Origin of the sequence: Methanoregula sp., assembly GCF_028712425.1 — an archaeon.
Classification (GTDB): Archaea; Halobacteriota; Methanomicrobia; order Methanomicrobiales; family Methanospirillaceae; genus Methanoregula.
In genome coordinates this window covers 63,417-77,640 of sequence record NZ_JAQTQD010000002.1, presented here as the reverse complement: position 1 = coordinate 77,640, position 14,224 = coordinate 63,417, and the positions used below count along the sequence as shown (strand labels likewise).

9 protein-coding genes are annotated in these 14,224 nt (G+C 55.3%); 8 read left to right on the top strand and 1 reads right to left on the bottom strand.

Going from position 1 to position 14,224, the window contains the following annotated elements; translation table 11 throughout:
• Positions 1-39: 39 nt before the first annotated feature.
• The 3 genes from PHF39_RS01255 to PHF39_RS01245 all read left to right on the top strand — a co-directional run bounded on the left by PHF39_RS01255 (position 40) and on the right by PHF39_RS01245 (position 3,444).
• Positions 40-867 carry an alpha/beta fold hydrolase gene (locus PHF39_RS01255; RefSeq protein WP_300219362.1) on the top strand — a complete coding sequence of 276 codons (828 nt, stop codon included), beginning with the start codon at positions 40-42 and terminating at the stop codon, positions 865-867.
• Between the two features lie 152 nt (positions 868-1,019).
• Positions 1,020-2,183 carry an alcohol dehydrogenase-like regulatory protein ErcA gene (gene ercA / locus PHF39_RS01250; protein WP_300219361.1) on the top strand — a complete coding sequence of 388 codons (1,164 nt, stop codon included), beginning with the start codon at positions 1,020-1,022 and terminating at the stop codon, positions 2,181-2,183.
• Entirely contained in the window at positions 2,167-3,444 is a 1,278-nt protein-coding gene (locus tag PHF39_RS01245) for a PAS domain S-box protein (protein WP_300219359.1), read from the top strand. The genes ercA and PHF39_RS01245 overlap by 17 nt, the downstream gene beginning before the upstream one ends.
• Positions 3,445-3,471: 27 nt before the next feature.
• Here PHF39_RS01245 and PHF39_RS01240 read toward each other — a convergent pair whose 3' ends face one another.
• Positions 3,472-3,867, bottom strand: a complete 396-nt coding sequence (locus PHF39_RS01240) for a YkgJ family cysteine cluster protein (RefSeq protein WP_300219357.1) — start codon at positions 3,865-3,867, stop codon at positions 3,472-3,474.
• A 156-nt stretch (positions 3,868-4,023) separates the two neighbouring features.
• On the opposite strand from PHF39_RS01240, the gene PHF39_RS01235 reads away from it, so the two are divergent.
• From PHF39_RS01235 to PHF39_RS01215, 5 genes are all read left to right on the top strand, one after another.
• Positions 4,024-5,445, top strand: a complete 1,422-nt coding sequence (locus tag PHF39_RS01235) for a response regulator (protein ID WP_300219355.1) — start codon at positions 4,024-4,026, stop codon at positions 5,443-5,445.
• A gap of 205 nt (positions 5,446-5,650) precedes the next feature.
• The gene (locus PHF39_RS01230) at positions 5,651-6,106 is read left to right on the top strand and encodes a response regulator (protein ID WP_300219353.1); all 456 of its coding nucleotides are present in this window, start codon (positions 5,651-5,653) and stop codon (positions 6,104-6,106) included.
• Between the two features lie 66 nt (positions 6,107-6,172).
• Positions 6,173-10,369 carry a PAS domain S-box protein gene (locus PHF39_RS01225; protein WP_300219351.1) on the top strand — a complete coding sequence of 1,399 codons (4,197 nt, stop codon included), beginning with the start codon at positions 6,173-6,175 and terminating at the stop codon, positions 10,367-10,369.
• Positions 10,370-10,378: 9 nt separating this feature from the next.
• Entirely contained in the window at positions 10,379-11,452 is a 1,074-nt protein-coding gene (locus PHF39_RS01220; protein WP_300219349.1) for an ABC transporter substrate-binding protein, read from the top strand.
• A gap of 146 nt (positions 11,453-11,598) precedes the next feature.
• Positions 11,599-14,214, top strand: a complete 2,616-nt coding sequence (locus PHF39_RS01215; RefSeq protein WP_300219347.1) for a PAS domain S-box protein — start codon at positions 11,599-11,601, stop codon at positions 14,212-14,214.
• Positions 14,215-14,224: the final 10 nt, after the last annotated feature.

Sequence of the window (14,224 nt, the reverse complement as noted above, 5' to 3'; positions counted from 1 at the left end):
ACAGACAGCGGGTGCGAACCGCACCTGCGTTTTGGAATCATGGAGAACGAAAAACATTCCGGCAGGCTTCCGGCAGTCCTGGTCCACGGGTGGAACAGTCACCCGGGGATCTGGAACCGGCTCCTGCCACTCTTAAAAGAGGCATCGATACCAGCATGGATCTTCGACCATACCGGGCTTGCTGACCGGAACATACCGGAGATCGCAGCTGTGATCGGGGATTTTGTTCAGGGCAAACGGGACGAGACCGGGTATTACGGGGATGTCGATGTTGTCTGCCATTCGGTCGGGACCTGCATTGCCCGCTATTACCTGGAAGTGATTGACGGAGAGAGAAAGACGGCCCGCGCCCGGCAGCTCATTGGCCTTGGCCCGCCCAACAACGGTTCCGCCATGGCCGAACTCTTCTTTGACCCGGTGCAGGGAGCAGAGATCATCAATCGGCTCACGGGCGTTTTCGTTCCCCCCGGATACAATCCCTCGGCTGACCGGATCGTGCACGATGTGCGCCCGGGAAGTGCGGTCATGCACAACCTCAAAGCTGCCGGCATCCGCCAGGACATGGCCTACCATATCATCGTCACGGGAAATCCGGGCGAATCACCGGACTTCTTTCCTCTGTTCCATGGCGCAACCTGGGAGCGGGATGGTGACGGCAGCTGCCGTCCCACCTTCCACGGCGACGGGGTTGTCACGCACAGCGAATCTGCCCTCCCGGGCATTACGCTTGAGATCATCACGACTGGGCCTGGCACGGACGAAGCAATCCTTCCGCCCGGACAGTTCTGCCACATCCACCTGCCGCGAAACCCGGTGGTGATGGAACGCGTTCTTGGGTATCTCACGCTCCCGGCTGACCGTACCTGATCAGCCGGTATCGGCTTCCCGCCCGGGATTGTGGGCGCCACCACGAGCGGATCGTCGTTAACTCACCCTGCCATTGCGCGGATTATCCGCATTCGTCCAAATTTTAATATACGATGATTGCTGGATTAGAAGTGTAGCGCCGGGATTTTGTTATGACGAAAGAACAATTCGAACTCAGGAAATTCGTTGCACCGGAGTTTGTGATCGGCTCCGATGCCCGTTTCCTCACCGGGAGGTACGCGAAGAACTTTGGCGCCCAGAACGTGCTCGTTGTCACCGGCCCGCATATCATCGAGGCCGGCTGGGTCAGGGACGTGACAGCAAGTCTTGAAGAGGATGATATCGCGTTCACGGTATTTTCCGGGATTACTTCGAATCCCCGGGACTCCGAAGTCATGGCGGGGGCAGCGGTCTATGACGAGGCCGGCTGCGATGCCATCGTTGCCGTGGGCGGGGGCAGCCCGATCGACTGCGCCAAAGGTATCGGTATCGTCTCCTCCAACAAAAAAAACATCCTGGACTTTGAAGGTGTGGACCAGATACGGGTTCCCCCGCCACCCATGATCTGCATCCCGACAACTGCCGGGACAGGCGCGGATGTCTCGCAGTTCGCCATCATCAACGACACGCAGCGGAAAGTGAAGATCGCCATCATCAGCAAGATGATCGTGCCGGACATCGCTCTCGTCGATCCCGAGCCGCTCACCTCACTCTCACCTGAACTTACTGCCCATACCGGGATGGACGCGATCACCCACAGCGTGGAGGCCTTTGTCTCCAATGCCAGCTCCCCGGTTACAGACGTCCATGCGTTTGAGTCCATCCAGCTGATGAACGGATTTCTCTTGAAGGCATACCAGGACCCGGAGAATCTCGAATACCGGTTCCAGACCATGCTCGGAAGCCTCTCTGCCGGCCTTGCCTTCTCGAACGCGAGCCTTGGTGCAGTCCATGCCATGGCGCACAGCCTCGGAGGCTTCTCCGACCTCCCGCACGGGGAGTGCAATTCCCTGCTGCTCGAACACGTGATGGCGTTCAACTACGACTCCTGCCCGGAACGCTACGAGACGGTAGGGAAGGCGATGGGCCTCAACCTTGCTTCTCTTTCGCCATTGGAGAGAAAAGAACGGATCATTGGATCGGTCAGGAACCTCCGTGAAGCGCTGGGCATTACCGACACGCTCGGGGATCTTGGGGTGACAAATGGGGACATCCCGCAACTGGCGAAAAACGCCCTTCACGATCCCTGCATGGCAACCAACCCGCGACAACCCGTTGCGGCAGATATTGAACGGATCTATGAAGAAGCACTCTGATACAAGAACTGACTGGCAGGTCCAGCGCGACCGGATCATAGGCCTTGGAGAGACATCGCTCCGAAAGAGTTACTATCCCGAACTGCGGGAAAAGATTGCCGAACTTGAGAAGAAGAACAGGGAGCTTCACGAGGCCTATGAACGGCTTGCATCAAACGAGGAGGAACTCAGGCAGAACTACGATGAACTCAGCCGGAGGGAGCAGGAGATCCGGAGCGCAAAGCATTACCTGGAAGCGATCTACGAGGGATCGCCGGATATGATCTTCGTCCACTCTTCGGACGGCCATATCATCGATGTAAACGATAACGTCCTTTTGGCCTACGGTGTCTCCCGCGAGGAGATCCATGCTGCGGCACCATCGGACATGAGCGGGAAGGGGTATACCAACGAAATGGCGCTGGGAAAATTCCAGGCTGCGCTAAAGACCGGTAAGACGGAGTTCGAATGGTTTGGGAAAAGAAAGAACGGCGAAGAGTTCCCGCTCGAGATCCGGCTCCGCCGGATCGATCACGTGCGCGATGACGGGACGATCGAACCAAGGGTCCTTGCGATCGTCCGGGATATCAGCGAGGCAAAGATGGCGGAGCGGGCACTCGATCAGGCCCGGAAGAAACTGAAACTTTTAAACACCGTCATCTTCCAGGACATCCAGTCAACCGTCTTTGCCCTTTCCGCGTACATCCAGCTCTCAGGAAGCTCCCGTGACGGGACAAAGGTTACAGCCTACCTGGACAAGGAAGCATTCCTCATCAGCAAGATCGTCAGTTCGCTGAACTTCACGAAGAACTACCAGGATCTGGGGATGCAGCCCCCCAAGTGGCAGAATGTCGGCCAGGTGTTCCTGTACGCGATCTCCCACCTTGATTCCCTGAAGATCGAACGCCGCATGGAGGTCGAAGGGCTCGAGATCTATGCTGACCTGCTTTTAGAGAAGGTCTTCTTCAACCTGGTTGAGAACAGTTTTATCCACGGCCAGGGAGTTACCGAGATCTCACTCACATACCGCGAGTCCATGGACGGAATGACGATTGTTTTGACCGATAATGGTGTCGGGATCGAGAGTGAACAGAAATCCAGGATTTTTGAGCAGGGCGGAGGAAAGAGCAGCGGTCTTGGCCTCTTTTTGGCACGCGAGATTCTCTCCATCACCGGGATCACCATCCGGGAGACCGGCGAGGCGGGCAAGGGGGTGCGGTTCGAGCTGCTGATACCAAAAGGGGCATACCGCTTCGCAGAACCGCCACAAAAAACCAGGTAACTGCAGGACGAGTATTCAGCGCCGTTATTACGGCATACTGTCCCGGCATGCCGGGCAGTTTAAGGCATAGTCGCGGATCCCTTCATTCCACGGGGTAAAGCTAATGCAGACCGCAGGTTTTGTCATGTGGATGCGACAGTATACCTTTCCGTCACCGGCCCGGAAAAAGAACGGGCAGTGCCTGAGTTTCTTTCCTTTGGGGCTGACCCAGTAATCGATCCTGGTGACCCGGGAGAGGTCGGCTGCCGCAAGGTTCTCTGCAGTTGAACGCTTCCCGTCTGCAAAGGTGATCCCGACATGCGGGAGGATATCGGTGCGGTGCTCCGCGATCCATGGGACCAGGTCCTCCGGTATTCCCTTCTGGTCCCAGCCCCACTTCTCGCAGCACTTCCCGCACTGCATGCAGTCCTGTTTCCCCGGCATGCTTACATAACAGGTGTGTTTCCGGAAAGTATTGTAGGTATTGTATCAAGGTAATAACCCTGAAGACGGGACCGCAATTTCCGGCAGATCGAAAATTTTCTTTTGTGAGAAATAAGCGGAAATTATTATGCTTGAATTATCCATTATTGGTATAAGATGGCAGGAAACGGAAAACCATCGGTTTTCATTGTCGAAGACGAAACTGTCGTTGGCATGGATATCCATGATGTCCTGACCGGTTTTGGATACAAGGTTGAGGGGATTGCAAAAACCGGTGAGGATGCGTTGGAGAGGATTCCGGCTTCCCTTCCTGACATTGTCCTCATGGACATCCACCTTGCCGGAAAGATGGACGGGATCGAAACGGCAGACCGGGTGCACACGGAGTATCATATTCCGGTGATATTCCTCACTGCATACGCCGACGATGTCCTGATCGAACGGGCAAAACGGACACTGCCCTTTGGCTACATCATCAAACCATTCGGGGAACGCGAACTCCAATCAGCAATCGAGGTAGCGATCTACAAATCCGGGGTGGAGAAGCGCTTATCTGAGAGCGAGGAGAAATTCCGGACGCTCTTTGACTGCATCCCCGACGCGCTCTGTTACTGCCGGATGATCACAAGTGAAGACGGAACACTGGCCGACCTGGAGGTCATTAACGCAAACCCGGAATTCCAGGTCATGGCACAGACCCCGGCGCTTACCGGGGCACTGTTCTCCCAAATCCCGTTTTTAACAGGCGACTCTTCCGGCAGGTTTCTCCTGCTGTGCCAGAGCGTTGCAAAGACCGGGGTTCCGGAATCTATCGACGGGCTCAAGGGAAATCAGAACCTCTGGTTACGGGTGCATGTTTCCTCCTATGATCCCGATCATATTGTCGCAATCTTCGTGGATGTCACGGAACTGAAGAGGGCAGCCGAGGCCCTCCGGCTCTCCAACCATAAACTGAACCTCCTCGCAAGCATCACGAGGCACGATATCCGCAACCAGATCCAGGCACTCTACGGGTATTTCGGGATTTTAAAGACCGAACTCGAAGGCACGCCCTGGCTCGAGTACATTCTCAAGGGTGCGCAGGTTGTCGATACCATCGTGCGGCAGATCAGCTTCACTAAAGAGTATGAGGACCTCGGGCGGCAGGACCCGGCCTGGCAGTCCGTTGCGCGGAGTGTCGAAGGCGCTGCTGAATCGTTACCAATGAGGGTGATTCAGGTCACGCACACGACCGGCGGCCTGGAAATTTATGCCGACCCGCTCTTTGACAAGGTCTTTTACAATCTCATTGACAATGCCCTCCGGTATGGCGGCGAGAAGATGACAGAGATCCGGATCTTTTGCCGCGAGAGCGAAGAGGGACTCGTCATTGTGGTGGAGGATGACGGAACCGGCATTGCAGGGGAAGACAAAAGCCGGTTGTTCACGAAAGGATTCGGGAAAAACACCGGTTTCGGGCTCTTCCTCTCCCGGGAGATCCTCGCGATCACCGGGATATCAATTACCGAAAACGGCGAGCCGGGAAAAGGGGCGCGGTTTGAGATCCTCGTACCGGCTGACGGATACCGGTTTCCCTGAAATTCTCCGTTATCGTCCACATACTGACATGACCACAGGAACCGTCTTTTTTTACTGTGATCACGAAACAAGACGCGATCGTTCCGGAACGAGAATGCCTTTGAAGGATCCGGCAGTGAAAATATTGTCCGCTTACCCTGCCATTGCCATAACATCCCATGTTCACCCAAAATACTAATACGAGTGAGATAATAGAGAGAACTTTATGGCTGATCTGACCGGGGAGCCTTTCCATATCCTGCTTGTTGAGGACAACGAGGACCATGCCGAACTGGTTCTCCGCGGGATGCGGGACCAGCAGGTGGCCAACACCATACACTATGTCCCGGATGGCGAGAAAGCCCTTGATTATCTTTTCACCAGGGGCGCATACAGCGATCCGGAAAAGAATCCCCGGCCAAACCTTGTGCTCCTTGACCTCCGCCTCCCCCGTGTCGACGGGCTCGATGTCTTAAAAGCCATAAAGTCGACACCGGAACTCCTCCGCATACCGGTTGTCGTCCTGACCAGTTCCGAGGCGGAGAACGATATTGCCCAGTCGTACGACTACCATGCCAATAGTTATATTGTCAAACCCCTGGATTTCAAGTCCTTTTCACGACTGATGAAAGATCTCGGGACCTACTGGATGAGCTGGAACGCAAAACCGGCCATACACTGACGCTTTGGAGGAGAGAGTACGGTATCAACGGAATCCACCGGTAAACAAGATCGTGCCATCCACATCGTGATTATTGAGGATGACCGCGAACACATCGAACTCATCCTCCATGCATTCCGGCAGGACCCCGGGCAGTTCCGTGTCGAGACTGCGGCAACCCTCAGGAAGGCGCGGGAGATTATCGCGCGCGAATCCCCCGACCTGATCATCGCGGACTGGAACCTTCCCGACGGCAGGGGCATTGACATCATCAACCGGGAGGATGACAGGGTCACCACCCCGTTAATTATCATGACCGGGTACGGGGACGAGCGTCTTGCCGTCGAGATCATGAAGTCCGGCGCTGTTGATTATATCGTCAAGTCGGCAACGGTCTTTGAGGACCTCCCGAACATCTCGCGGAGGACGATCCGGTTCTGGGAAAACCTCCAGGAGAGGGTACGGGCGGAACGGGCACAGCAGGAGACACAGAAACGCCTTGGAGACATCCTCGCTTTCCTCCCCGACCCGGTACTGGCGATCGATACCACCGGCACCGTAATCGCCTGGAACAATGCCATGGAAGACCTGACGGGTGTTCCTGCAGCGGATATGCTGGGGAAGGGCGATCATGAGTACAGCATCCCCTTCTACGGTGAGAGAAGACCACTCCTGATCGATCTTGTTCTCGAATCCGATACCGAGATCCTGAACCGGTATCCGTTTGTCCAGCGCGATGATGACCGCATAACGTCCGAGACATTTGTTGCTGGAATCTACGGCGGCAAAGGCGCATGTCTCTGGGGGACTGCCACTCACCTGTATGATACTTCGGGAAACCGCGTCGGTGCGATTGAGGTGATCCGGGACATTACCGAGCGGAAACAGACCGAGGAGATCGTCAGGGCAAGCGAGGGGAAATTCCGGTCGCTGGTTGAGGAGGTGCCCGATTTTATCCTTGTGCACCGGAACGGAAAACTTCTCTTCGTGAACCGGGCTGCGTCCGAGAGCACCGGGTATGCCCATGAGGATCTCATCGGGAAGTCCATGCTGGACTTCATCGTGCCCGAGGACCGGGAACGTGTCATCGCTTCCATGAAACAACGTATGATGGGAATTACCGTTGACCCCTATGAGATCAGGATACTGACACACACCGGCCAGGAACGGCAGGTTATTGTCCGGGGCAACCTGATCGAATTCGAAGGGGGCCCGGCCTCTCTGAATGTCCTCACCGATATCACAGAGATGCGGAGGGGAGAAAAAGCCCTTGCCGAAAGCGAGTCACGCTTCCGGGACCTCTTCAACACCATGAGTAGCGGCGTGGTTATCTATGAACCTGTTTTCAGCGGACAGGACTTCATCATCCGCGATATCAACCGCGCCGTAGAGAGGATTGAAAACGTCAGAAAGGAGAATGTTGTCGGCAAAAGCGTGCTTTCGGTCTTCCCGGGCGTCGTGGAGTTCGGTCTTTTTGCAGTCTTCCAGCGTGTTGCAGAAACCGGATATGCAGAGGCATTTCCCGTTTCACTGTACAAGGACAACCGGATCTCCGGGTGGCGGGACAACTATGTGTACCGGCTCGAATCCGGAGCAATTGTAGCAATCTATGAGGATGTAACGGAGAAGATGCAAGCCGAAGAGGCGGTGCGGGAGTCCAATGAACGTTTCAGGTTCATTTCCCATGCAACAAACGATACCATCCGGGACTGGGACTTAACCACCGGCCACCTGTGGTGGAACGAGGGGATCAGCAACATTTTCGGGTACCGGGAAGATGAAATCGAGTTCACCATAAAAACATGGGAGAGCTTTGTCCATCCTGACGAGAGGGAACGGGTGGTAACCGGCCTCCAAAGAAAAATTGATACTGGAGGTGAGAACTGGTCAGACGAGTACCGTTTCTGTAAAGCTGACGGATCGTATGCCGATGTTCTTGACCGGGGCTATATTATACGGAATGCGGCGAACGAAGCCGTCCGCATGGTCGGGGTCATCCTTGATCTCACCGAAAGGAAAGCAGCCGAACGGTTACTTGCTCAAGAGGCTGCCCGCCGCAGGATCCTGGTAGACCAGTCCCGCGACGGTATTGTCACCCTTGATCAGGACGGACGGGTTTTTGAGGCAAACCAGCGGTTCGCCGACATGCTCGGGTATACCCCGGATGAGATGAAAAACCTCCATGTCTGGGACTGGGAAGCGGTTGCCACAAAAGAGCAGCTTGAGGGCATGATCAGCAGCGTGAACGAAGGAGGGGACCATTTCGAGACACGTCACCGGAGGAAGGACGGCACTTTACTGGACGTCGATATAAGCACGAATGCTGCTGTCTTCTCGGGCCGGAAACTGATCTTCTGTGTCGTCAGGGATATCTCGGATAAGAATGTTGCAGCCCGGGCACTGGAGGCAAGCGAACAGAAATTCCGTTCCCTTGTGGAATATGCTCTTGAAATTATTTTCATTCTCGACCTGCAGGGAAATATCCTGTTTTCCAATACAGCCGCCGCACGGGCGCTGGGGGTCGATACTCCCGAAGAACTCAAAGGCAGGAATGCGATGGAGTTCGTCGCTCCCGAGTCCCGAAAGGATGCAATCCGTGACTTTGAGGAAGTGGCGCAGGGCCATGACGCCTATCTGGCCCAATACAAGGTCATAACGGCAAAAGGAGCGGAGATTTATGTTGAGAGTATTGGTAAAGTCATTACCTACGAGGGAAAACCGGCAAATCTCGTCTCTTTACGGGACGTCACCGCACGTATCCGGGCAGAAGAGGCAGTCCGGCAGAACGAGACGCGGTTCTCGGCCCTGATCCAGAACTCCTCGGATATCATCCGTGTTCTCGACCGCGAAGGAAAAATCACCTATGAATCAGATTCTGCTGAACGGATACTCGGACTTCCCCGGGGATCCCTCATCGGAAAGAATCCCATGGATTACATCCATCCCGATGATCTTGAATTTGTGAGACAGGATCTCCAGGGTGTTTTCGACTGGACAAATTCAGGCATTCCTACCGAGTTCCGGATCCGGAAATCTGACGGGGGATACATCTGGGTTGAAGCCATAGCAAATAACCTGCTCGACGTTCCCGGCGTGAACGGGATCGTTGTCACCACCCGGCCGATCCAGCAGAGGAAGGAGGCAGAGGATGCCATTCGTAAAAGCGAACAGCGTCTCCGCCTTGCCCTTGAAGGGGCCGATGCCGGGTTCTGGGACTGGCACGTTCCCTCGGGCACAGCAGTCTTCAGCGACCGGTTTTACACCATGCTCGGGTACGAACCCGGGGAGTTTTCGGCTGACTTTGATACCTGGACCGGATGGATACACACGGATGACAGAAAGAGGGTTGTTGCCGATCTACAGCGGAAGATCCAGGAAGGTGAATCCCAGCTGGAGATCGAGTACCGGATGCGCACAAAAGACGGGGGCTGGCTCTGGATCCTCGGGAGAGGGAAAGTTGTAGAAAAGAATGAGGATGGCACCGCTCTCCGGATTACCGGTGTTAATATCGATATCACGAACCGGAGACTGCTGGAATCAGAGATCCGTTCCCTGAATACGGTATTGGAACAGCGGGTAAAAGACCGCACTGAGGCGCTTTCAAAGGCAAACGAAGCTCTCGAGGAGGAAAACCTGCAGCGTATCGCCGCCGAAGAGAAACTCAAGGCGTCTCTTGAAGAAAAGACGATGCTCTTAAAGGAGATCCACCACCGTGTGAAGAACAACCTCCAGATCATCGTGAGTCTTTTAAACCTCCAGTCACGCCAGGTAAAGGACGAGTCCGTTCTTGGGACGATACGCGAGAGCCAGAACCGGGTCAAGGCGATGGCCCTTGTTCACGAGAAACTCTACCGGGCCGAAGATATCTCGCATATCGACCTGAACGATTATGTCAAATTCCTCGGGACCGGCCTCCTCCACTTCTATGACGCAAAAAGCCGGGGCATACGGTTTACCCTCGATGCACCCGATGTCAGGGTTGATATCAATACCGCAATCCCGCTCGGGCTTATCCTCAATGAGCTGATCTCAAACGCGCTCAAGTACGCGTTCCCCAAAGGGAGAGGTGGGGAGATCTCGGTTAACATCAAGCGCGAAGAGAAGACCCTTACCATTATTTTTCTTGATGACGGGATCGGGATACCCCCGGACTTTGACTGGCAGAACGCCCCGTCCCTGGGGCTCCGGCTGGTCAACTCCCTCGTGGACCAGCTCAATGGCACAATTGAACTCGACCGATCATCGGGGACACGGTTCACGATGGTTTTGCATGAGAAGGCGTGAGGAGCAGGCATGACAAAAAACGATCCGATGAAACGGTATGGAAGGCAGAGGAACATGACGCGGAATGTATTCTTTATATTCACGATCCTTTCCCTCACGCTCCTTGTGGGAGCGATACTGGTTGCAGGATGTTCAGGCACGGGGCAGGAAAAGAACAGCAGCTCCGGAAAGGTCTGGCATGTCGGGATCTTGAGCGGCATGGCATTTTTTGCCGATACGGAAGACGGTTTCCGCGAGAAGATGGCCGAACTGGGATATACCGAAGGGAAAAACATAGTCTACGATTCCCGGAAAATGGTTGGTTTTGACCAGCCGGCATACCAGTCAGCCTTACAAGAATTCCGGGACAACAAGGTTGACCTGGTCCTTGTCTTCCCCACGGAAGCATCGCAGGAGGCAAAAGCCGCCATGAAAGGAACCGGCATTCCCGTGGTATTTGCCAATGTCTTCACGGAAGAGACCGGCCTTATCGAGAGCGTACGGCAGCCCGGCGGGGATATCACGGGTGTGCGCTGGGGAGGTCCTGACTTAACCCTCCAGCGGTACGAGGTCATGCGCGAACTGGCGCCGGGCGCAAAGCGTATGCTCATTCCTTACCAGAGGGGATATCCCACAACCACAAGCCAGCTTATTGCACTGCGAACCGCAGCGTCCGCCGACGGCATCACGTTGGTTGAGATCCCTGTGGACAATGCAACCGAGCTTGAGGCGGAACTCAACAAACAGGCTGCATCCATTACTGGCAAAGACACGGCCATTTTAGCCATTGCCGAGCCGCTCTTCGTGACACCAAACAGTTTTGCCGTTATCGGCGAATTCGCGGATGCGCATGCCATCCCGGCAGGGGGCCCGTCCATGTCCGTTAATGGCCATGAGACGGTCTTTGGCCTGGCACCCCGGAGTGTCCCGCAGGGCAGGCAGGCAGCAATCCTGGCAGACAAAATCTTCCGGGGTACACCGGCAGGCGGGATCCCGGTGGTCACCGCTGAGAACTATTTCCAGCTGAATTACTGGCAGGCGCAACAACTCGGCCTTCCGGTCAGCGAAGGCCTGCTGAGCAGGGCAGACGAGATCCTCCGTTGAGACGAAGGGCAAGCCATGAAAATCTGTGGTGTGATGAACACGATTTCGATGCAGGATCCATCCATCGGAGCGGGGTGCCCCGTAGTCATGGTTCATCACCCGTATGATCAGGATGAACGAGTGAGACGAACACGGAGATGACACCGATGCCACCCCAGACCCCCTCGGATAAAAAGAAGTCACGCAGCCTTACGGTAACGCTGGCAATCGCGTTTGTTGCCATGAGCCTCACCATCGTCCTCATCACCACCGGCCTCCAGGGTTTTTCCAATTACCAGAACCAGCAGAGGACCATATCCTACGAGCAGAAACTCATTGCCCAAGGCGCAGCCGACACCGTGAAAAATATGGTCACTGACAGGATGGACAAACTCCGGGAGACCGCATACCTGTCAAGCATCGCGACTTCGCCGCCGGAGCAGCAGAAGGCAACCCTGGATAAACTCCTGCACTTCGATCCGGCATTCCGTCAGGTCATCCTGTTCAATGCCACGGGTGAGGAACTGGCACGGTCATCCCGGGTCTCGCGGGCCGAATCAAACCAGATCTCAGAACCAATCAGGGCGGATATCTTTGCACGGGCAGTCCAGGGAAAAACCTTCATCGGGCCGGCCTATATCGATGAAAAATCCAGCGAGCCGATGGTGGTCATGGCAGTACCGGTCACGGATATCTTCGGGGATTACAAGGGGGTCCTGGCTGCTGAGGTGAACCTGAAGTTCATGTGGGACCTTGTCGGGAACCTGAAGATTGGCGAGGGGGGTACTGCATATGTCGTGGATGGACAGGGGAACCTCATCGCCTATAGAGATATCAGCCGGATCCTCAAAGGAGAGAATGTTCTTGGCCTTGAGGATGTCCGCCGGTTTGTGAGTGGCAGGGATACGGTATACGATGCAGAAGTGACACAGGGCATGGAAGGAGATGCTGTAATTGCCAATTATGTCTCATTGGGAGAACCGGACTGGGCGGTTGTCGTTGAGATGCCGGTGGATGAGGTCTACCGGGAGTTCAATAAAGGATTGTACCGCACTATCATCATCCTGCTCGCAAGCCTCGTCTTAGCGTCCATTGCCGGCATCCTCCTATCACGGTTCATCACAAAACCCCTGATCCTCCTCCGTGATGCCACCCGCGAGATCAGCAAGGGCAACCTGGATACGCGGGTTGAGATCTCTTCGATGAACGAGATCGGGGAGCTTGCGGACTCATTCAACAGGATGACTGCGGACCTGGTCCAGACAACGGTTTCCCGGGATTATTTCGACGATATCTTAAAGAGCATGTTCGACATGCTGATTGTCTTGGAGCCGGATGCCACCATCCAGTCCGTGAACCGGCGGACCTGCGATGTGCTGGGATACCGGTCGGATGAACTGGTCGGCCGTTCGTTCTCCCACCTCCTCTCGCCCGACAGTCCCCGTCCGGACGGTGCAGCGACCGGCATGCTGCCCGGGACACGGGCAGTTACGGAAATCGAGCGGATCTTTATGACGAAGGGGGGCCGGAAGATTCCCATCATCCTTTCTTCATCCGTCATGCATGACAGCACCGGGGCCGTCCGCGCGATTGTCTGCGTTGCGCACGATATGACCGAGCGCAAGAAGGTCGAGGAGGAACTCCGGGAGTCCCGGCAACTCTTCATGGACATTATCAGTTTCCTCCCGGACCCCACGTATGTTATTGACAAAACCGGTACCGTGCTGGCATGGAACCGGGCGCTCGAAGTGATGAGCGGAGTGCCTGCAGAAGAGATCATCGGAATAGGCAATTATGAATACAGCCTCTGGGCATATGGCAGGCGGCGGCCGCTTCTCATCGATCTTGTCCTGGACCCTGACAAGGACTCGGCCCGGCTGGATTATTCGGATATCCACTGGGTCGGCCGGACCGTGACCGCCCAGACTGTCATTACAAAGGCAGACGGCCGGAAGATCCCCATCTCGCTTGTCACGTCCCCCTTGATCGACTCTCAGGGAAACACCGTCGGTGCGATTGAATCACTGCGGGACATAACCTCGGTTAAGAAAGCAGAGGCTGACCTTGCACGCCTGAATGCCGGTCTTGAAAAGATCGTGAAGGAGCGGACAAAAGCTCTCGAAGAGGAAGTTGAAGTCCGGAAACAGGCAGAGGCTGCCATACGGTTATCCCTTGACGAGAAGGTGCTGCTCCTGCGGGAGGTCCACCACCGGGTTAACAACAACCTCCAGATCATCATCAGCTTAACGAAGCTCCAGCTGCGGACACTTGAAGATCCGGGAATGAAGCAGGCTTTAAGCGATATGCAGAGCCGTGTCCGGGCAATGGCCATTGTCCACGAGAAACTCTACCAGACAGAGGACCTCTCCTCGATCGATATTGCGGATTATACCCAATATCTCGTCACCCAGATCTTCGGTCATTACAAAGTCGATCGGCAGAAGGTTGCCCTCAACATTGATATTGGGAAGATCCTCCTGAACATCGATACGGCAATTCCTCTCGGGCTCATCCTCAACGAACTAGTGGGGAACGCCATCAAGTATGCGTTCCCTGACGGGAGGAAGGGTGAGCTTACTATCCGGATGACAGAAGAAGGAGAGATCCTGACAGTCGTTGTCCAGGATAACGGGATCGGCATCTCTTCGGATATCGACTGGCAGAACACGCCGTCCCTGGGCCTCCGGCTTGTCGGAAACCTTGTTGACCAGCTCTTTGGGACGATCGAGCTCGACCGCTCATCCGGTACGAAGTTCACGATGGTACTGCATGAGAAGAAATAAGGGATACTGT

Coding starts and splice junctions, on each gene's coding strand:
- ercA (WP_300219361.1), top strand. CDS start 1,020: ATGACGAAAGAACAATTCGAACTCAGGAAATTCGTTGCACCGGAGTTT.
- PHF39_RS01245 (WP_300219359.1), top strand. CDS start 2,167: ATGAAGAAGCACTCTGATACAAGAACTGACTGGCAGGTCCAGCGCGAC.
- PHF39_RS01240 (WP_300219357.1), bottom strand. CDS start 3,867: ATGCCGGGGAAACAGGACTGCATGCAGTGCGGGAAGTGCTGCGAGAAG.
- PHF39_RS01235 (WP_300219355.1), top strand. CDS start 4,024: ATGGCAGGAAACGGAAAACCATCGGTTTTCATTGTCGAAGACGAAACT.
- PHF39_RS01215 (WP_300219347.1), top strand. CDS start 11,599: ATGCCACCCCAGACCCCCTCGGATAAAAAGAAGTCACGCAGCCTTACG.
- PHF39_RS01220 (WP_300219349.1), top strand. CDS start 10,379: ATGACAAAAAACGATCCGATGAAACGGTATGGAAGGCAGAGGAACATG.
- PHF39_RS01255 (WP_300219362.1), top strand. CDS start 40: ATGGAGAACGAAAAACATTCCGGCAGGCTTCCGGCAGTCCTGGTCCAC.
- PHF39_RS01230 (WP_300219353.1), top strand. CDS start 5,651: ATGGCTGATCTGACCGGGGAGCCTTTCCATATCCTGCTTGTTGAGGAC.